At 71.3% G+C, this 17,142-nt stretch carries 17 protein-coding genes and 1 tRNA gene; 6 read left to right on the top strand and 12 right to left on the bottom strand.

Features of this window, described 5'->3' with window-relative positions; genetic code table 11:
• Positions 1-60 precede the first annotated feature (60 nt).
• Complete coding sequence (locus ABZS40_RS01005; RefSeq protein ID WP_354940327.1) at positions 61-2,013, bottom strand: NAD-binding protein; 1,953 nt, start codon at positions 2,011-2,013, stop codon at positions 61-63.
• Between the two features lie 95 nt (positions 2,014-2,108).
• Between ABZS40_RS01005 and ABZS40_RS01000 the strand changes: the two genes are divergently transcribed.
• From ABZS40_RS01000 to ABZS40_RS00985, 4 genes are all read left to right on the top strand, one after another.
• Positions 2,109-2,597 carry an MSMEG_6728 family protein gene (locus ABZS40_RS01000; RefSeq protein ID WP_354940324.1) on the top strand — a complete coding sequence of 163 codons (489 nt, stop codon included), beginning with the start codon at positions 2,109-2,111 and terminating at the stop codon, positions 2,595-2,597.
• 24 nt (positions 2,598-2,621) lie between these two features.
• On the top strand, positions 2,622-4,169 hold the full coding sequence (locus ABZS40_RS00995) for an FAD-dependent oxidoreductase (RefSeq protein ID WP_354940321.1): 1,548 nt from the start codon (positions 2,622-2,624) through the stop codon (positions 4,167-4,169).
• Between the two features lie 67 nt (positions 4,170-4,236).
• Positions 4,237-5,445 (top strand): hypothetical protein, encoded by a 1,209-nt coding sequence (locus ABZS40_RS00990; RefSeq protein ID WP_354940318.1) that lies wholly within the window; start codon positions 4,237-4,239, stop codon positions 5,443-5,445.
• Between the two features lie 211 nt (positions 5,446-5,656).
• Positions 5,657-6,100 carry an HNH endonuclease gene (locus tag ABZS40_RS00985; RefSeq protein WP_354940315.1) on the top strand — a complete coding sequence of 148 codons (444 nt, stop codon included), beginning with the start codon at positions 5,657-5,659 and terminating at the stop codon, positions 6,098-6,100.
• 73 nt (positions 6,101-6,173) lie between these two features.
• Here ABZS40_RS00985 and ABZS40_RS00980 read toward each other — a convergent pair whose 3' ends face one another.
• The 5 genes from ABZS40_RS00980 to ABZS40_RS00960 form a co-directional block, all read right to left on the bottom strand.
• Entirely contained in the window at positions 6,174-7,745 is a 1,572-nt protein-coding gene (locus ABZS40_RS00980; RefSeq protein ID WP_354940312.1) for a serine/threonine-protein kinase, read from the bottom strand.
• Between the two features lie 78 nt (positions 7,746-7,823).
• A complete protein-coding gene (locus ABZS40_RS00975; RefSeq protein WP_354940309.1) occupies positions 7,824-8,399 on the bottom strand; it encodes a hypothetical protein in 576 nt (191 codons plus the stop codon).
• On the bottom strand, positions 8,396-8,596 hold the full coding sequence (locus ABZS40_RS00970) for a hypothetical protein (RefSeq protein WP_354940306.1): 201 nt from the start codon (positions 8,594-8,596) through the stop codon (positions 8,396-8,398). Before ABZS40_RS00970 ends, ABZS40_RS00975 begins: the two co-directional genes overlap by 4 nt.
• Before the next feature lie 171 nt (positions 8,597-8,767).
• The gene (locus ABZS40_RS00965; RefSeq protein ID WP_354940303.1) at positions 8,768-9,592 is read right to left on the bottom strand and encodes an enoyl-CoA hydratase/isomerase family protein; all 825 of its coding nucleotides are present in this window, start codon (positions 9,590-9,592) and stop codon (positions 8,768-8,770) included.
• A gap of 180 nt (positions 9,593-9,772) precedes the next feature.
• Positions 9,773-12,166, bottom strand: a complete 2,394-nt coding sequence (locus ABZS40_RS00960; RefSeq protein ID WP_354940300.1) for a M4 family metallopeptidase — start codon at positions 12,164-12,166, stop codon at positions 9,773-9,775.
• Positions 12,167-12,332: 166 nt separating this feature from the next.
• Between ABZS40_RS00960 and ABZS40_RS00955 the strand changes: the two genes are divergently transcribed.
• Entirely contained in the window at positions 12,333-12,869 is a 537-nt protein-coding gene (locus ABZS40_RS00955) for a hypothetical protein (RefSeq protein WP_354940297.1), read from the top strand.
• On the opposite strand, the gene ABZS40_RS00950 is transcribed toward ABZS40_RS00955, so the two are convergent.
• From ABZS40_RS00950 to ABZS40_RS00925, 6 genes are all read right to left on the bottom strand, one after another.
• Positions 12,857-13,501, bottom strand: coding sequence for a histidine phosphatase family protein (locus ABZS40_RS00950; RefSeq protein WP_354940294.1), 645 nt, complete (start codon positions 13,499-13,501; stop codon positions 12,857-12,859). The two genes, ABZS40_RS00955 and ABZS40_RS00950, sit on opposite strands and share 13 nt — an antisense overlap.
• Before the next feature lie 66 nt (positions 13,502-13,567).
• Positions 13,568-14,227 (bottom strand): DUF998 domain-containing protein, encoded by a 660-nt coding sequence (locus ABZS40_RS00945; RefSeq protein WP_354940291.1) that lies wholly within the window; start codon positions 14,225-14,227, stop codon positions 13,568-13,570.
• Between the two features lie 10 nt (positions 14,228-14,237).
• On the bottom strand, positions 14,238-14,657 hold the full coding sequence (locus tag ABZS40_RS00940; protein ID WP_088952055.1) for a VOC family protein: 420 nt from the start codon (positions 14,655-14,657) through the stop codon (positions 14,238-14,240).
• Between the two features lie 35 nt (positions 14,658-14,692).
• Positions 14,693-15,094: an AraC family transcriptional regulator gene (locus ABZS40_RS00935; RefSeq protein WP_354940288.1), complete on the bottom strand. Its 402-nt coding sequence runs from the start codon at positions 15,092-15,094 to the stop codon at positions 14,693-14,695.
• Between the two features lie 37 nt (positions 15,095-15,131).
• Positions 15,132-15,407: a hypothetical protein gene (locus ABZS40_RS00930; RefSeq protein WP_354940285.1), complete on the bottom strand. Its 276-nt coding sequence runs from the start codon at positions 15,405-15,407 to the stop codon at positions 15,132-15,134.
• 147 nt (positions 15,408-15,554) lie between these two features.
• Positions 15,555-15,631, bottom strand: a tRNA-Thr gene (locus tag ABZS40_RS00925).
• 341 nt (positions 15,632-15,972) lie between these two features.
• Here ABZS40_RS00925 and ugpC point away from each other — a divergent pair.
• Positions 15,973-17,064, top strand: coding sequence for a sn-glycerol-3-phosphate ABC transporter ATP-binding protein UgpC (gene ugpC / locus ABZS40_RS00920; protein WP_354940282.1), 1,092 nt, complete (start codon positions 15,973-15,975; stop codon positions 17,062-17,064).
• Positions 17,065-17,142 lie beyond the last annotated feature (78 nt).

The raw sequence follows: 17,142 nt of genomic DNA, 5'->3' as shown, positions 1-17,142 counted from the left end.
ACATGGATTGTCGCCCACTGCCGGCCGGTTCCTGCGGACCGATTGGGCAGCCTTTGACCGTCAGCTCACCTCGCCGGGCCCGTCATGCCGGCGGGTCAGCTCGAGTTCGTCGGGTTGACCGCCGTTGGTCGTCGAGGGCACGTCCCCGGCGGGCGGAACTCCCGAACCCGTCTGGCCCGGCACCGGCGGGGGCGCCGCCGATGGGGCGTGCACCCCCCCGGGGACCGACCCGGCTGGCCGGAGGACCGGGCCCGGGTGGGGCGGCGGGGCGCACTGCCGCGTCAGCCGGTCCAACCCGCGCCGCCTGGCGACCACAGTCAGCCGGTCACCGGCGAAGATCACCTGCCGGGGGTCGAGGTCCTTCCACCAGATCGTTTTGGCACCGCCCGCCGGGGTGCGGGCGATCAGCCGGACCTGCCCGTCCCGGTTGACCACGTCCAGCGGTCGGCCGTCCAGCTCGGAGCCGGCGGCGACCGGCACCTCGGCGACCGGCAGCGCGTGCCGGTCGACCGGGATGGTGCTGATGACATTGCGTTCGGTGAGCGCCCCGATGAAGGCCGGGGCGGCCAGGTAGGAGACCGAGCGGGACACCCCGAGCGCGAAGGTCTCCTCCACCCGTTCGGCGAAGTCACCGTCGAAGAGCCGAAGCACGACGCGCAGGTCGGCGCGGAGATCGCGGGCGGCGAGTGCCGCCTCCAGGTTGGCCACGTCGTCGGTGGACGCCACCACCAGCGCCTGGCAGTCGGCCACCGAGGCGGCGACCAGCGTCTCCGGCAACGCGGCGTCGCCGACGATCAGCGGCACCTCCAGTTGGCGGGCCAGGGCGGCGCCGCGCGGCTGCGGATCCTTGTCGATCGCCACCACCTCGACGTCGTACTCGCGCAGTTGCGCCATCACCCGGGTGCCGACGTTGCCCAGGCCGATCACCACCACGTGCCCGACCCGCGGGGGTTGCAGACGGCCGGTGTGCAGGGCCAGCCGGGCGTTGACGATGCCGTCCACCACGACGGCGGTGATCAGCGGGATCAACGCCAACCCGGCCAGGTTGAGCACCACCTGCATGATCTGGGCGTCCGCCGCCTTGGTGGTGTCCGGGTCGGCGCCGCTGAGCGTGGTGACCAGCGTCAGGTACAGCGCCTCCAGCGGGGAGACGTCCTCGGCCCGGGAGATCAGCGCCCCCAGCACCGCGATCAGCGCGAGCACCGCCATCACCGCAATGCCGATCTTGCGGGTGGCGAAGCCGCGTACCGCCCCCAGCACCACCGCTACCGGACGACGCCGCCGCCGCGCCCGGACCAACCGGCGGGCGGCGACCTCGGTGCCCGGTGGCTGACCGGTCGCCTCGGCGAGCACCAGGTCGGCGCCGGCCTGATCGGCCGGCAGCAGCTCCACCCCCTGCGCCTCACTGAGGTGCGCCAACGCGCAGACCACGTCCTGCGGTCGGACGTCGGCCCGCCGCGCCACCCGCAGCGTCTTGTCCCGATGTTGGAAGGAACTCGGGTCGACCTCGTTGAGCGCGGCGGCCACGAAGGCCGGCGCCGCCATCTCGGCGTCGGAGAGCACCTCGACCGGGGCCTTGAGCAGCTTGCGTACGCCGTCGGCGAGGGTGCCGTTGAACATCCGCAGCACCTGACGGACCCGCTGGTCGACAGCCTGGGCGCAGAGCGCGGCGTGCAGGTTGCCCACGTCGTCCTGGTGCAGCAGGGCCAGCCCGGTCGCGCCGGCCAGACCGGCGGCCTCGAAGGTGGCCACGTCCAGCCGGTCCGAGCGGACCACCCGGACCCCGCGCAGCCCGGCGACGTCCGGCCCGTTGCTGCGGTAACGCTCCGGCACCACGACCGTCACCCGGGCCCCACCCGCCGGCAGCTCGGATTCGAGCATCGCCCGGGCCACGTAGTAGGCGAGCGCGTCCTTCCCGCAGATCACGTAGTGCGGGCGCGGGTCACCGACGGACCGTAGCCGCCAGTTCCACTCGACCGCCCGTCGCGCCCGGTCCCGCCACGGCTCCGCCATGCCCGGATCGTAATCAGCACGGCCACGGTGGGCGACCCCGTCCGGATCATCCCGTGACCAGGTATGTCCGCCCCGCCGACGGGTAGAGCAGCGACATGCAGACGTTCCTCCCGTACCCGGGCTTTCTGGCCAGCGCCCGCACGCTGGATCAGAAGCGGCTGGGCAAGCAGCGGGTGGAGGCCATCCAGGTGCTGCGCGGGCTCACCCGACCCGGGTACGGCTGGCGCAACCACCCGGCCGTGAAGATGTGGGCCGGGTACGAGGAGGCGCTCGTCCGCTACGGGCTGGACATGTGCGCGGTCTGGATCGAGCCGGGGCGGGCCGACACCTGCGCCACCACGATGACCGTCGACCTCGCCGATGCCTGCGGGGCCGGCGTCGTACGGACCCAGGACGAGCTGGCCCGAGCCGGTGAGCTGCCACCGTGGCTGGGCCGGGACGACCTGCACCTGAGCCACCGCTCGTCGCTGCTGCGCAAGGACCCGGAGCACTATCGCCCCCTGTTCGGCGACGACGTGCCGGAGGATCTGGAGTACGTCTGGCCGGCCTCCGACCGCCCCCGCCGCTGCCTACCGGCCGACTGAGCCGAGGTGGGGCAGACTGGGCCCATGGCGCTGTCGCAAGTGGTAGGTCGGCTGATCGGCGTACGGCAGCACCAGGTGGACCCGGGCGGCGGTGGCGCCGATCGGGTGCCGCGACCGACCACGGCGCTGGTGGTGGGTGGCGGCATCGCCGGGATGTCGGCGGCGGTGGTGCTGGCCGAGCGGGGTGTGGCGGTCACGGTGCTGGAGGCGGCACCCACCCTCGGTGGCCGGCTGGGCGCCTGGCCGGAGGCGCTCGCCGACGGCAGCCAGCGGAACGAGCACGGTTTCCACGCGTTCTTCCGGCAGTACTACAACTGGCGGTCCATCCTCCGCCGCATCGACAGTGATCTGGGCTTCCTCAAGCCCATTCCGGGCTACCCGATCCTCAGCGAGCAGTGGCCGACCGAGGAGTTCGGCAAATTGCCGCCAGCGCCGCCGGCGAACCTGCTGGCGCTGCTGCTGCGCAGCCCCAGCCTGCGCCTGGCCGACCTGCGACTGATGGATCGGGACGCGGCGCTGCCGCTGCTCAGCTACGACCCGGTGCGCACCTACGCCGACCTGGACGACACCACCGCCGACGAGTTGCTGGCGTCGCTGCGACTGCCGGACCGGGCGCGGGCGATGCTGTTCGAGGTCTTCTCGCACTCGTTCTTCAACCACGAGGCGGAGATGTCGGCCGCCGAGATGGTCGCCCAGTTCCACTTCTACCTGCTCGGCAACCCGGAAGGGCTGGCCTTCGACTGCCCAGACGAGGACTACGCCACGGCGATCTGGGAGCCGCTGACCCGGCACGTGGAGAAGCACGGCGGCCGGGTGGTCACCGGCTGCGCCGCCACCGGGGTGCACCGCGACGCCGAGGGCTGGCGGGTGACGACCACCGACGGCGGTAGCCATCCGGCGGGTCACGTCGTGCTCGCCGTCGACCCGCCAGCGCTCGCCGCGCTGGTGGCGGCCTCCCCGGACCTGGCCGAGCAGGCACCCGAGCTGGCGGGACGGATGGCGGCCTTCGGCACCCCGGGCCCGCCGTACGCGGTGGCGCGGTACTGGTGTGACGGGGACGTGGCCGCCGAGCGGGCGGTGTTCAGCGGCGTGTCCCGCCAGCCCACGCTGGACTCGGTGACGCTTTACCACCGGCTGGAGAACGAGCCGCGGCGCTGGGCGCGGCAGACCGGCGGTTCGGTCATCGAGCTGCACGCGTACGCCTGTGAGCCCGGCGTGCCGGCCGACGAGCTGGCCGAGCGGATGCGCCGCGAGCTGGTCGCGCTCTGGCCGGAGGCCGGCGACCTGCGGGTCCGCGAGCTGCGGGCCCGGGTGGAGGCGCAGGCGCCGGCGTTCACGCCGGGCAGCCACGCCTGGCGACCGGGGGTACGCACCGACGCGAACGGCATCTACCTGGCCGGCGACGGCATCGCCACGGACTTCCCGAGCGCGTTGATGGAACGCTCGGCCGCGACCGGGATCATCGCCGCGAACCACATCCTGCGCGCCGAGGGTGGCGCGGCCGAGCCGGTGCGCTCGATCCGACCGCGCGGGCTGCTGGCCGGCAGGCCAAATCGACAAAACACAACATAAGCCACGGTACGCTGCCGTACGCTCGAATGATCAACCGTCGATCGGCCGGGCGGGAGGGCAGCGGGAGATGTCACCACTGCACCGCGCCGGCGCGGAGAACGGTCCGTCGATCGACGAGATCGGCCGCGACGACACGTACCCGCTGATCCGCGACGAGCGTGCCTGCATCGTCACCGCGCTCCGGCTGGGTTGGTGGATGGCGGACGCCTACCACCACGGGCAGCACGCGGAACCCCGCGCCTTCGTCGAGGCCCGTCCTGCCGTACCGCCGGCCAAACTCTCCAACCTCACCGAGATGTCCGCCCACCGACGGATGCGGATGTACCTCGACGGGGTGGACGTCGCCCTGGCCCAGATCGCCGACCTCACCCGGCACACCGGGCCGGTGCCCGACACGTCGGCCGCCCGGGCCCTGCTCCCCGACCTGGGCCAGCCCGACCCCGCCGACCCGGTGCCGCTGCTGCTCGCCCTCGACGACCTCAACGTGGAGGTGCTGCGCTGGGCGATGGCCGCCAACCACCGGGTCGGGCTGGCCTACCGACTGGGCCGATCGGTGGCCGACACCGTCCGGGCCGGTGACGTCACGCAGTTGCTGCGGCAGTTCGGCGGCCGGCAGGTCCAGATCAGCAGGTGGTTGGACGAGTTGGCCAGCGTGCTGCCGCCGTACTCGGCCGCGGTGGTGCGCCGCTCGCTGGCCGCCTGGGCGACCGCCGTCGACCGCGCCGGCCACGGGGACCCGACCGAGCCGACGCCCGCCACCCTGAGCCGGGCGCTGCGCGGCCAGGGTGACCTCTGGCGCGACGTGCTCACCGGCGGCCTGCACCCGCGCGACCTGCTCGACGAGGAGGACTACGCGGTGATCGCCAGGAACCTGATCATCCGGGACCGGCGGCTGGTGGCGCAGGCGGCCCGGGGCATCTTCTGGCCGGTGCTCGTACCCCTGCTGTTGGTGCTCTTCGCGGTCGTCGGGGTGAGCGCCGCCGCAGCCGCCGGCTCACCGACCACCCGGGCCACCGTCGCCCTGGTGGGCCTCGGCGCCGGGCTGGCCGCGATCTGGCGGACGGTCTCCGGGCCCGCGCTGGCCGTCGCCGGTGAGGTCAACCGCCCGCTGCTGGACAGCGAACTCACCGCGCGGATGGCCCTACGGCTGAACCGGCCGCTGACCACCGCCCAGGTATCGGCGAAATCAGCTCCCCGCACCCGCCGCCAGCGGCGCCCCGAGGAGACCGGCCGATCGAAATACGTTGCTCGCGTCTCCCGCGTCGACCTACCGTGAGCGCGCAAGGTCAACCACCACCGCGGGAGCAGCTCATGACGATGTGGCACGTCAGCACCGTGCTGTCGACGCTGCCCGGTGACGGTTACCGAGCGGAAGGTCCCCGGGCGGGCCGGCCCGACTGACGCGTACCCGTACGCGCTGAGCCGCCCCGTCCGACAGCCGGACCGGGCGGCTTCCTGCTGTCCGTCCCCTCTGGAAAGGAGTCCCGGTGGACGCCGTCCTCGTCATCAACGCCGACCTCGGCCCGCTGCACCGGGTCACCGTCCAACACGCCGTCCGCATGCTCTGCCGGCGGGTGGCCGAGATCCACGAGGCCGAGCCGGACCGGGTGATCGGGGTCTTCCCGATGCCCCGGGTGGTGCGGCTGGTCCGCTTCGTGGTCACCCGGTGGAGGTTCAACTCCGGGCCGGCCTGGTCGCGGGCCGGTGTGCTGCGCCGCGACGACAGGTGCTGCGCGTACTGCGGGGGCCCGGCCTCCACCATCGACCACATCCTGCCCCGCTCGCGCGGCGGCCGGAACACCTGGCGGAACACCACCGCCGCCTGCTACGCCTGCAACCAGCGCAAGGGGGACCGGACGCCGGCGGAGGCGGGCATGCCGCTGAGCCGGGAGCCGGTGAACCCGGGCTGGGCGGCGCTGACCGGGCGGTGACGGACCGGGCCGGCGGGAACGGGGGGCCGCGTCCCGGGTACGTCCCGAGCGCGGCACCCGCCGGCCCCCCGAATCAGGCGGTGCGTTCCTTGACCTTCGACTTCAGTCGGGCATTGGGGCACTGCACCCGGATCTCGCTGCTGTGCTCCGCAGAGGTCAACTCGACCACGATCTGCTTCGCCGGCCCCGGGTCGTACTCCTCGGCGCGGAAATCTGGCGCAAGCACGACCGTGAGCACCTCGACCGACTTCCCCACGCAGCGAGCGGTGACAGTCCCGCCACGCGCGTCGACTGGTGCGCCGGCGGCAGAGGTGGGAGTCGGCGCGGCCCCGGTCGGGGTCGGCCCTGCGGTGGTGGTTGTCGGGACCGGGGTCTCTGTCCGGCCCGGACCGGTCGGAGGGCTTATCCGGGTAGCGGGCGCGGTGTTCCTGGTCGGCGGCACGGACGGCCCGGCATCGGCCACGTCGGTCGGCTCCTCAATGCGGGGCATCCCCACAGTCGTGGTGCCCGGGCCGCTACCGGTCGGAACGGCGCCCTGTCCCTGTCGACGATTGCTGACATCGCCGAGCGACCCGGCCAGCGCCACCGCGGCGATCACGGCACCGCCGACCGTCAGAATGGCCCGCCCCCGACGCCACGGCCCGCGCCTCATCGGCCCCGCCGAATCGCCGGTCGGCCCGGTGCTGGTCGGCCCGGTGCTGGTCGGCCCGGTGCTGGTCGATCCTTCGTCGGTCGGCCCGATGCGGGTCGGCTCGGCGACGTTTGCCGCCGGGTCGGCGGCGACGGCAGCCGCCTCAGGGGCGGTCCCGCTGGCGGAGGTCCCGCTGGCGGCGGCTCCGCTGGCGGCGGCGAGCAATATGCGGGCCGCGTCGGCGGCCGACGGCCGGTCGGCGGGGTCGCCGGCCAGGCACCAGCGGTAGAGCCGGTGCACCTCCGGCGGTACGCCGTCGATCGGGGGCAGCGGGTCCGGCTCGACGTGCGTGTGCGCGCGGAGCATCCCGCTCTGCGCTTCGGCGGGCCACGGCAAACGGCTGGTGAGCACCCGGTACAGCAGCAGGCCGAGGGCGTACACGTCGCTGGCCGGCAGCACCTCGCCGGCCTGCAACCGCTCCGGCGCCAGGTACGCCGGCGTACCCAGCAGCCGCCCCTCGAAGTCGATTTCCGGAGCGCCGGCGGCCGCCGCGATGCCGAAGTCGAGCACCTTCGCGCCGGTCGGTGTGAGCATCACGTTGCCCGGCTTGATGTCGCGGTGCACCAACCCCTGCTCGTGGGCGGCGGCGAGCGCCGAGGCCACCTCGGCGCACACCCGCAGACCGGCGCGCGGCGGCAACGGTCCGACCACCAACCGGTGTTCGAGGGTGTGACCGCCGAGCAACTCCATCACCACGAACGGGACCTCGGCACCATCCAGCACCGACTCGCCGTAGTCGTAGACGCTTGTCACGTGCGGATGCGACAGCCGGGCCGCGGCCTTGGCCTCGCCCCGGATCCGCTGTCGGGCGTTGGTGTCCGAGGCGACCAGCACCTTCACCGCCACGTCCCGTTCGAGCACCTCGTCGTACGCCCGGTGCACCGCCGACATGCCGCCACTGCCGAGGCGCTCCAGGAGCCGGTAGCGGCCCGCAAGCAACTGATCACGCTGCACGCCGGACAGCCTGCCGTACCGGTCTGAGGACCGGGTACCCGGGATCGAAATATCGCGATGAGTGGGACCTGCTTGCGGCTACCGTCCGCTCGGATCCGGGTGGGCGCGCAGGAACGCCTCGCCCCTGTGAGCATTCCGGAGGACCGACACGATCAGCACCGCCCAGGTCACCAGCAGCAACCCGCCGATCGCCGCGAAGAACGGCGCGAACGCCAGGAACGCCTGACCGACGCTGGTCATCGCCAGTCCGGCGACCAGCACCACAAACCAGCGTTGGCCGGCGAACTGTCGGGCGGTCTCCACGAGGAGGGCCGGGTCTTCGTCGGCCTCGGGTGTGCCGCGTCGAACCTGCCGCGCCAGCCGCCGACGGTGCGACCAGCTCAGCGTCAGCAACGGGGACCGGCGGGACGCCCGGTGGCGCCCGGTGCGTACGGCCCAGACGACAGCGGCCACCTCGACGACGACGCCGAGGATCACCAGAACGCGCCCGAGATTACTGGCCCAGCGCGGCGGATCACCCTCGAAGATGCCGGTGTTCTGGCCACCCATCACGACACCGACCGCGAGCGCGCCGACCACGGCGGACAGCAGCACGAACCCGAGGATCAGACGGAGTCGCAGTTGTTTCCGCCCGGTGGTCCGGTCCGGTCTCATCGTTGTCGCGTCCATAGTGGTCCCCCGATCCAGACGAGGGTCGCGATCGTCAGGGCGAGCCCGGCGAGTTGCAGGGCGCCGCCGATAGCGGTCGCCCAGGCCGGCGGGTCGCCGTCGACGATGCCGGTATCGCGGCCAATCACTACCGCATCGACGATGATGGCTACCGCCAGAATCGACAGCAGCACTACGAGCATCAGCCGCCGACGATCATGGCCTCGCGGTGCAGTCGACATTTCCATGAAGGCCCCCGCCCCTGTTTGGCCCCGGGATACCCATCTATGGTCGTACGACAAACGCGATCCGCTGCCGGGCGCCTCGGGCCCGGCAGGATGTCGGGTGGCTCTGACCCGCAGCAGCCGAGGCGTTCAGTCGCCGGTCGGGGGCTGCCAGGCGAAGCGGGGCTGTCGGCGTTCGGCGATCGCCGCGACCCCCTCGCGGGCCTCGCCGGTGGTCGCCACCTTCCGGTGCCACCAGGCGATCCGCGCGGGTTCGGCCCGCTCGTCGATGATCTCCTTCGCGGCGGCGATGCTCAGCGGCGACCGCTGGGCGATCGTGGCGGTCAGTTCGTCCACCCGTGCGGCGAGCCGGTCGGGTGGCAGCACCTCGTCGACCAGGCCGATCCGCAGGGCGCGCTCGGCGTCGATCAGCTCGGCGGTGAAGAGCAGATGCTTGGCGGCGGACGGGCCGACCAGCCGGGCCAGCCGGCGCGTGGTCGGTGCCGGATAGACCAGTCCGAGTCGGGCCGGCGGTACGCCGAAACGGGCGTCGTCCGCGGCGATCCGCAGGTCGCAGGCGACAGCGAGTTGAGCCCCACCGCCGACGCAGGCGCCCCGGATGGCCGCGATCGTCGGCTTGGCGAACCGGGCCAGCCGTTCCTCGGCGGCCACCGCGATGCTGGCGTCACCGGCGTCCAGCAGCTCGGCCAGGTCACCGAGGTCGGCACCCGCGCAGAAGGCGTCGCCCGCGCCGGTGAGCACCAACGCCCGTACGTCGGCGTCGGGCTCCAGCCGGTCGAGCAGCTCGGGGAGCTGACGCCACATGGCCGCGGTCATCGCGTTGCGCCGGGCCGGGTTGTGCATCACCACTGTGGCGACCGGCCCGGTCACCTCGACGGTCAACTCCGCGTCCGACACGTCAGCTTCCTTCCCGCGCCACCGTCCGACGGCGCCAATCTGGCGAGTCGACGCCATGCAGCCGTGCGGCGACCATAACGGCACGGGCGGTGGGTCAAGTCACGCGGACTGCCAAGCAATCTTGGACAGTTTCCGTCAAGCGGCGGGCCAGCGCTGACGAAACTGTCCAAGATTGCCAGGAAACCCGCACCGGCGAGCCCGGCGACCACCGCGGAGGGTGGCCGCCGGGCCGTCAGGTCAGGAGACGGTGACCGCGGTGTCGTCTACCACGAAGGACGTCTGCAGCGAGGAGTCTTCGGTGCCGGTGAACTTCAGGTTGACGGTCTGACCGGCGTACGCCGCCAGCGAGAAGGACTTCTGGCTGTAGCCGGTGGCCTTGTTCAGGTTCGAGTAGGTCGCCAGCGTGGCCAGAACGGTTCCGCTCGAATTCAGCACCTGCACGTTGAGCTTGTCGTACGCGATGCTGGTGGTGGTCTCGGCCGAGTCGATGTGCAACCAGAAGCTGAGCGCGTACGACGAGCAGCCGGACGGCAGGGTCACCGACTGGGCGAGCGTCTCGGTGCGGGTGGTGCCATATCCGTTCAGCCAGGCCTTGTACGACCCGGTGCGGGCCGCCTGGCCGCTGGAGCTGGTGATGACGCCGGAGCTGGCCGTCCAGCCGGTAGCACCGGACTCGAAGCCCTGGTTGGCCAGCTTCTGGCCCGGCGCCGTGCAGCCGCCGCCGGTGCCGTTCACGGTCAGCGTGTAGGTCGCGCTGCGGGTGACCGCGCCGGCACCGCTGACGGTGATCGAGTAGGTGCCGGGCGGGGTGCTCGCCGAGGTGCTGATGGTGAGGGTGGACGAGCCGCCCGAGGTCACCGAGGCGGGGCTGAACGCGGCGCTCGCCCCGCTGGGCAGGCCGGACGCGGAGAACGTCACCGTCTGCGCCGAGCCACCGGTGGTGGCGGTCGACACGGTGGTGGCGGCTGAGGTGCCCGGGTTCACCGAGCCGGCGGTCGGCGACAGCGCCACGGAGAAGTCGTTGCCGGTTGAGCAGGGTGCGTCGTTGCCGGCGACGTTCACCGCGGTCCAGGCGGCCTGCACGGCCTTGTACTCGGTGGAGCAGCTTCCGTACAGGTCGGTGGCCGCTCGCAGGCTGTAGGCGCGGGCGGTGTTCGCCGGGTTGCTGGTGCTGACGTAGGCCGTGTTGGAGGTGAAGTAGACGTCCAGGGCCCGGAACCAGATCTTCTCGGCCTTGGCCCGACCGATGCCGGTCACCGCGGGGGCGGAACCGCAGACCGGGGAGGTGCCGTACGAGGTGGCACCGGTGCCCTCGGCCAGGTTGAAGAAGAAGTGGTTGGCTACGCCGGAGGAGTAGTGCACATCCTTGTTCTTGGTGCTGGTGGACCAGCAACTGTCGGACGAGCCGTCCAGCGACGGGTTGTACATGTAGCGCAGCGGCGTGCCGTTGTTATTGATGTTGATCTTTTCGCCGACCTGGTAGTCACCCGGGTCGGCCGAGGTGTTGGCGTAGAACTCGACCATGTTGCCGAAGATGTCGCTGGTGGCCTCGTTGAGGCCGCCGGACTCACCGGAGTAGGTCAGGCCGCCGGGCACCACGTTCTCGGTCACCCCGTGGCTCATCTCGTGCGCGGCCACGTCGATCGAGACCAGCGGGCGGGAGTTGCTCGACCCGTCGCCGTACGTCATCCGGGAGCCGTCCCAGAAGGCGTTGACGTAGTTGTTGCCGTAGTGCACCCGGCTCGGCACGCCGGTGCCGTTGCCGAAGATGCCGTTGCGGGCGTGGGTGTTCTTGAAGTAGTCGAACGTCTTGGCGGCGCCGAAGTGGGCGTCCACCGCGGCGGACTGCCGACTGGAGGTGGCTCCGGTGCCCCAGGTGTTGTCCGCGTCGGTGAAGGTGGTGCAGCTCGACGTGCCGTTGTTCATGTCGCAGGTCGACCCGTTGCCGTGCGAGGGGTCGATCATCTGGTACGTACTTCCGGAGAGCGTCGTGTCGACGCTGACCGCACCTGAGTAGAGGCTGTTGCCGGTGCCGGTCACCGATTCGATCTCGTCGTATGACCCGACGGTCGCGCCGGTGGCCGCGTCGGTGATCACGTGCAACCGGGACGGGGTCTGCCCGTCGGGCTGCCACCCGCTGACCACGGTCTCCCAGGCCAGTCGGCCCTGTCCGGAACTGGCGTCCACGAACAGCTCCGGCGTGCCCACCGCCTCGGCCTCTCCGGCGAACCGGGCGCCGGCGGCCTTCTTCGCGGCCGCCGCGGTGGTCCTGGCCGCGGTGGCGAGGGTCAGCGGCGCGGCCAGGCCGACCGAGCTGCCGGTGTACGTGCCGTTCGGCGCAGTGTGGATGACGAAGTCACCCCCGTACACACGCAGGCCCTGGTAGGTCCGGGTGTAGCGGGTGTGGGCGGCGCCGCTGGGGTCCACCTTGGTGCTGTGCACCTGGTAGGACTCGGCGCTCGAACCCTGGACGGCGCCGGGGTCCGTTCGTAGGACGGTTGCCGCTCGGGCCGCGGCGGAGGCGTCCGGCGCGGGAGAGGTGGGCGGGGCCGCGTGCGCCGGGGTGACGACGCAGGTCAGCAGGCCGCTGGTGAGCAGCACTGCGCTGACGGCGGCAAGAGCTTTTTTCACGTGCCCTCCTGAGAGGAGAAGGTGTGACAGGGGTAGTCACGCATGTAGATATAACTATGTGTTGAAGAAAAGAGAAGGCCCGAACCGATGTCAGACATCGACATTGACCGTTCGGGTGAGGCCCTTGACAGGGGAACCGACGCCGCCCACCATGCGTCCCACGACCATGAGACCCACCTCGACAACCGGCGCCGCAATCGCGCTACTGGTCGCCCTCCTGGCCGGCTGCACCAGCGCCGAGCAGACCCCCACCACCCCGAGCCAGCCTCCGGTCACCACCGCTCCCAGCCCGACCGGCACCCTGCTTCCGACCACTGCCTCCACCACCGCCCCCCAGGCCAGCGGCGCGGCCGCCCGGGTGATGTTGCGAAGCTCCGGCGGCTTCGCCGGGCGCGGTGACGTGGTGACCGTCGAGCCGGACGGTCAGTGGACCGCTGTGGACCGGGCCGGCAGCCGGCGAACCGGTCGACTCAGCGCCGCCGACCTCGGCCGCCTGACAGCTCTGGCCGCCGACCCCCGACTGGCCGCCGAGGCGCGACGGACGACAAGCCCGACCAACTGTGCGGACGTGTTCACCTACCGGGTCACCGTCGGCACGATCGAGACCGGGTACGCCGACTGCCCGGCCGAGGGGCCCCCGCCGCCGGCCACGCAGGACCTGGTCAAGCTGCTGCTACGGGCCACCGGCACTCACACCAGGTAGTCCGGGGGCAGGCCGGTGCCCCGCAGCTCCGGCGGTAGGTGGGCCACGTCGTTGACGGCGACCAGATTCGGCGGACCGGCCGCGCTGTACCGGATGACGGTCAGCCCCGCGTTGTGCGTGTTCAAGCCCAGCCAGCGCCACTCTGGCGCGTCGAGGGCGTGCCGCACCAGCCAGGCGATCAGGAAGCTGTGCGTCACGACCAGCTCGCGGACCGGTTCGCCACCGGCGGGCCCCTCGGCGACCGGGCCGGCGAAGCGCCGCACCGCGTCCGCCGTCACTCGCGGCCCGTCGACCCGCTCGGCCGCCGAGAACTGGGTCAGGAATTCGGCGTACGCGGCCGGCAGGCCAGCCGGATCGGTGTCGTGTGGGAGGTGGTCGCCGGCCAGCTCCGTCTCGTACACCGGAACGTCGGGCAGGGACCTGGCGACCAGCTCGGCGGTCTGTGCGGCTCGCCGCAGCGGCCCGTGGTGGACGGCGGCGAACCGCCGGGCCCGCAGGCGTTCGCCCAGCAGGGTGGCCTGCCGACGGCCGCGCTCCGACAGGCCGGTATCCGGTTCGCCGGCATCCGGCCCACTCGGCTCGGACAGATCCTGCTCGGCGTGTCGGGTCAGGTACAGCAACCGGGTAGCCATGGCCTCACCCCAACACACCGGGAGGTACGAGTTCGACCCGCACCTCCCGGTCCTGCGGCCGTCGGCTCAGTCGGCCCGACCGGCGGCCGCCCGCGCGAAGGTGACCGACACCCACAGCCAGCCGGCCGTCACCGCCAGGCCGAACGCGACCATCACGGCCGGCGCCGGCCGGACGATCAGCGTCACCCAGGCCACCGCGAAGAAGATCCCGGTCACCAGGCTGTACGCGGCTCGACCACGCGCGGCCCGACGGGCGGCCACCACCGTCGCCACGATCAGCGACACGAAGGCCACCGCCGCCACCAGGAAGTGCAGGCCCCCGTGCCAACTGATCTCACCGGCGCCCCGAGGCGTACCGGCCGGGAACCCATCGGCCGGATCGGCGCTGAAGATCGCCGCCCCGACCAGGCCCAGGCCGTACAACGCGAGCAGTCGGGGCAACCACACCGACCCGCCGCCTTCGCTGGTACGGCGGCGCAGCGCCTGGGCGGCCAGCGCGCAGAGCACCCCGGTGACCAGGAACGTGACGATCTGGATCCAGCCCAGCTCACCGGTGCTCAACACGCTGACCGGGTGGCGACGGAAGTCGAAGCCGTCCCGGGTCGCCGCCTGCACGATCGCCGAGCCGACGAAGATCGGGCCGGCGAGCACCCCGCCGATCAGCAGCAGGCGGTCCCGACCAACGGCGGTCGGTCGTACCACTGGAAACGCCGCGGCCTGGCTCATCGCCCGCCCCCTACGCCCGGGGGAACATCTGGCCGATGCGGATCCGGTTGCCGAACGGGTCCCGGATGCCGAAGTCGATCCCGTACGGGCGCTCGGTCGGCTCGTCGGTGATCTCGACGCCCTTCGCCACAAGATCCTCGTGCGTCTTGCGGGCGTCGTCAGTGGTCATGAAGAGGTACCCGCCGAGGGCACCCTTGGTGAGCAGCTCCCGGACCTGCTCGGCGGTGGCCGGGTCCAGCGCGGGCGGGCCCGGCTTCTCCAACAGGATCTCGCGCTCCGGGTCGCCGGGCAGGTTGACAGTGAGCCACCGCATGAAGCCGAGGTCCTGGTCGGTGTTGACCTCCATGCCGAGCTTGTTGACGTAGAAGTCAAGCGCGGCGTCCTGGTCGAGGACGTAGATCTGGGAGCGGCTGATCGCGTTCATCGTCATGCCCATGACGCTAGAGGTAGACCGTGACCTGCGGCTTATCCAAAACTGCTGGGTCGGGTCCAGGCTTTGGTGAAGCACGACGGCACGTTGGCCGGCGCGACGCGCTGACGCCGGAAATCCGAGGGCGACTCGCCGACGATCTGTCGGAACGTCCGACTGAACGTGCCCAGGCTGCCGAAGCCGACGGCGTAGCAGATCTCCGTCACGTCCCGGTCGGTCTCCACCAACAGCGACATCGCCCGCTCCACCCGGCGGCGTTGAAGATAGCGGTGCGGGGTCTCACCGAAGGTGGCCCGGAAGGTACGGATGAAGTGCGCCTGCGAGACGTGCGCGATCCGGGCCAACGCGGGAATGTCCAGAGGCTCGGCGTACGCCCGGTCCATCGCGTCCCGGGCGCGCAGCATCGCCCGGTTCGACTCCTCCACCGCCCGACTCATCTGCCCCCGCCCCGCTCCGCGCTGCTCCGGCCCCAGGTTAGCGCCGGGCGTCCGTCGTAGCCGTGAGGCCGCCGAATGGTGTTGCCGTCTTCCATCGAAATTGGTGATCGGGCTCGTCGCGGTACTCCAGAACGCCCGCCTTCACCAGCGCATGCAGCATGTCCCATAGCGCCTGACCGAGCGGATCGTCCGCCCAGAACACCCACTTGACCTGCAAGAACATGTGATCCGCGAACAGGCCCACCGCTCGGCCCAACTTGTACTGAGCGCCATCGACATCCGTCCACTCAGCGAGTTCATCCGCCAAGGCCATGACCACAGATCCTCGCAGCAGACAGAACGCGTGGGGTACCGAGCCAGGACGCCGAGCTTGCCCGACTGATCTTCACGCTCGGCTTGGTCCTGGCACCGGATGGTCGGATGTCGAGCAGCAGTGCCGCTCGGATAGGTCTGATGTAATTGGAGCCCCCGGCCGGGATCGAACCGGCGACATCTCGCTTACAAGGCGAGTGCTCTGGCCAGCTGAGCTACAGGGGCGCGTGCATCGAGGTCAGCATAGCGACTGACGTCCGGTAATCCCGATCGCGAGGCCTCCCGAGCACGGGAATCGTCAACAACCCGACGCAGACTCCTTTAACAGGGCGTCGATTGATGTCTGCCCGTGCCGGAGTGACCGGAATGCGTAGCCCGCCTGGTGGGCTGGGCGGGCCCCCGCCTTGGCAGCACGGGTAAACGCGTTTACGGTTCACAGACACGGACGACAACCTGGCGCCCCCGCGACCGGTTCGCCGTCCGCTGAACCGACACGGACACGTGCCGGTTGCTCCTTCACTCGGATCGTCCGGCACGTTCCTGCCGGTGAAAGGAAGCGCTTCACCATGGCTACGGTCACCTATTCCAAGGCGTCCCGGGTCTACCCGGGCCAAGAGCGTCCCGCCGTCAACGAGCTGGACCTCGAGATCGGCGACGGGGAGTTCCTCGTACTGGTCGGCCCCTCGGGTTGCGGTAAGTCCACCAGCCTGCGGATGCTCGCCGGCCTGGAGGACGTGGACGCCGGTTCGATCTACATCGACCAGCGTGACGTCACCCACCTGCCCCCGAAGGCCCGCGACATCGCGATGGTCTTCCAGAACTACGCCCTCTACCCGCACATGACGGTGTACGAGAACATGGCGTTCGCCCTCAAGCTGCGCAAGACCTCCAAGTCGGAGATCGACCGGCGGGTCAAGGAGGCGGCCGGGCTGCTCCAGCTGGAGGAGTACCTCAGCCGTAAGCCGAAGGCGCTCTCCGGTGGTCAGCGTCAGCGTGTCGCGATGGGCCGGGCGATCGTCCGCGAGCCGCAGGTCTTCCTCATGGACGAGCCGCTGTCGAACCTCGACGCCAAGCTCCGCGTGCAGACCCGTACCCAGATCGCGTCGCTCCAGGCCAAGCTGGGCGTCACCACTGTCTACGTCACGCACGACCAGGTCGAGGCCATGACCATGGGTCACCGGGTCGCGGTGCTGCTCGACGGTGTCCTGCAGCAGGTGGACACCCCGCGGGCGCTCTACGACACCCCGTCCAACGTGTTCGTCGCCGGCTTCATGGGCTCTCCCGCCATGAACATCAAGACCGTTCCGCTGAACGAGCGGGGCGCCGAGTTCGCCGAGCTGCAGATCCCGCTGACCCGGGAGCAGGTCGAGGCGGCCCGCGCCGAGGGTGGCGACGGCAAGGTCACCGTGGGCTTCCGCCCGGAGGACTGCGAGCTGGTCAGCCCGACCGAGGGCGGCATGCCGGTCGTGGTCGAGCTGGTCGAGGACCTCGGCTCGGACGCCAACGTCTACGGTCACGCCGCGCTGGGGGGCAACTCGGAGCGCTTCGTCGTCCGCACCGACCGGCGCAGCATGCCGAACATGGGTGACACCGTGTTCGTCAGGCCGGTCGCCGGTCGCAGCCACGTCTTCCACGCCTCCACCGGTGGCCGGATCTGACGTAACGCCGTATCGACAAAGGGGCGGTCCGCTTCGGCGGGCCGCCCCCTTCGTCGTACCTGAGGTGGCTCTTCACCC

This window comes from Micromonospora sp. NPDC005324, assembly GCF_040607155.1.
GTDB lineage: Bacteria > Actinomycetota > Actinomycetes > Mycobacteriales > Micromonosporaceae > Micromonospora > Micromonospora trifolii.
Note: the sequence above shows the minus strand (reverse complement) of the source record. Positions and strands in the feature narration are given on the sequence as shown.

Coding starts and splice junctions, on each gene's coding strand:
- ABZS40_RS00965 (WP_354940303.1), bottom strand. CDS start 9,592: ATGGCGTCGACTCGCCAGATTGGCGCCGTCGGACGGTGGCGCGGGAAG.
- ABZS40_RS00975 (WP_354940309.1), bottom strand. CDS start 8,399: ATGAGACCGGACCGGACCACCGGGCGGAAACAACTGCGACTCCGTCTG.
- ABZS40_RS00940 (WP_088952055.1), bottom strand. CDS start 14,657: ATGACGATGAACGCGATCAGCCGCTCCCAGATCTACGTCCTCGACCAG.
- ABZS40_RS00935 (WP_354940288.1), bottom strand. CDS start 15,094: ATGAGTCGGGCGGTGGAGGAGTCGAACCGGGCGATGCTGCGCGCCCGG.
- ugpC (WP_354940282.1), top strand. CDS start 15,973: ATGGCTACGGTCACCTATTCCAAGGCGTCCCGGGTCTACCCGGGCCAA.
- ABZS40_RS00945 (WP_354940291.1), bottom strand. CDS start 14,227: ATGAGCCAGGCCGCGGCGTTTCCAGTGGTACGACCGACCGCCGTTGGT.
- ABZS40_RS01000 (WP_354940324.1), top strand. CDS start 2,109: ATGCAGACGTTCCTCCCGTACCCGGGCTTTCTGGCCAGCGCCCGCACG.
- ABZS40_RS00950 (WP_354940294.1), bottom strand. CDS start 13,501: ATGGCTACCCGGTTGCTGTACCTGACCCGACACGCCGAGCAGGATCTG.
- ABZS40_RS00970 (WP_354940306.1), bottom strand. CDS start 8,596: ATGCTCGTAGTGCTGCTGTCGATTCTGGCGGTAGCCATCATCGTCGAT.
- ABZS40_RS00955 (WP_354940297.1), top strand. CDS start 12,333: ATGAGACCCACCTCGACAACCGGCGCCGCAATCGCGCTACTGGTCGCC.
- ABZS40_RS00995 (WP_354940321.1), top strand. CDS start 2,622: ATGGCGCTGTCGCAAGTGGTAGGTCGGCTGATCGGCGTACGGCAGCAC.
- ABZS40_RS00990 (WP_354940318.1), top strand. CDS start 4,237: ATGTCACCACTGCACCGCGCCGGCGCGGAGAACGGTCCGTCGATCGAC.
- ABZS40_RS01005 (WP_354940327.1), bottom strand. CDS start 2,013: ATGGCGGAGCCGTGGCGGGACCGGGCGCGACGGGCGGTCGAGTGGAAC.
- ABZS40_RS00930 (WP_354940285.1), bottom strand. CDS start 15,407: ATGGCCTTGGCGGATGAACTCGCTGAGTGGACGGATGTCGATGGCGCT.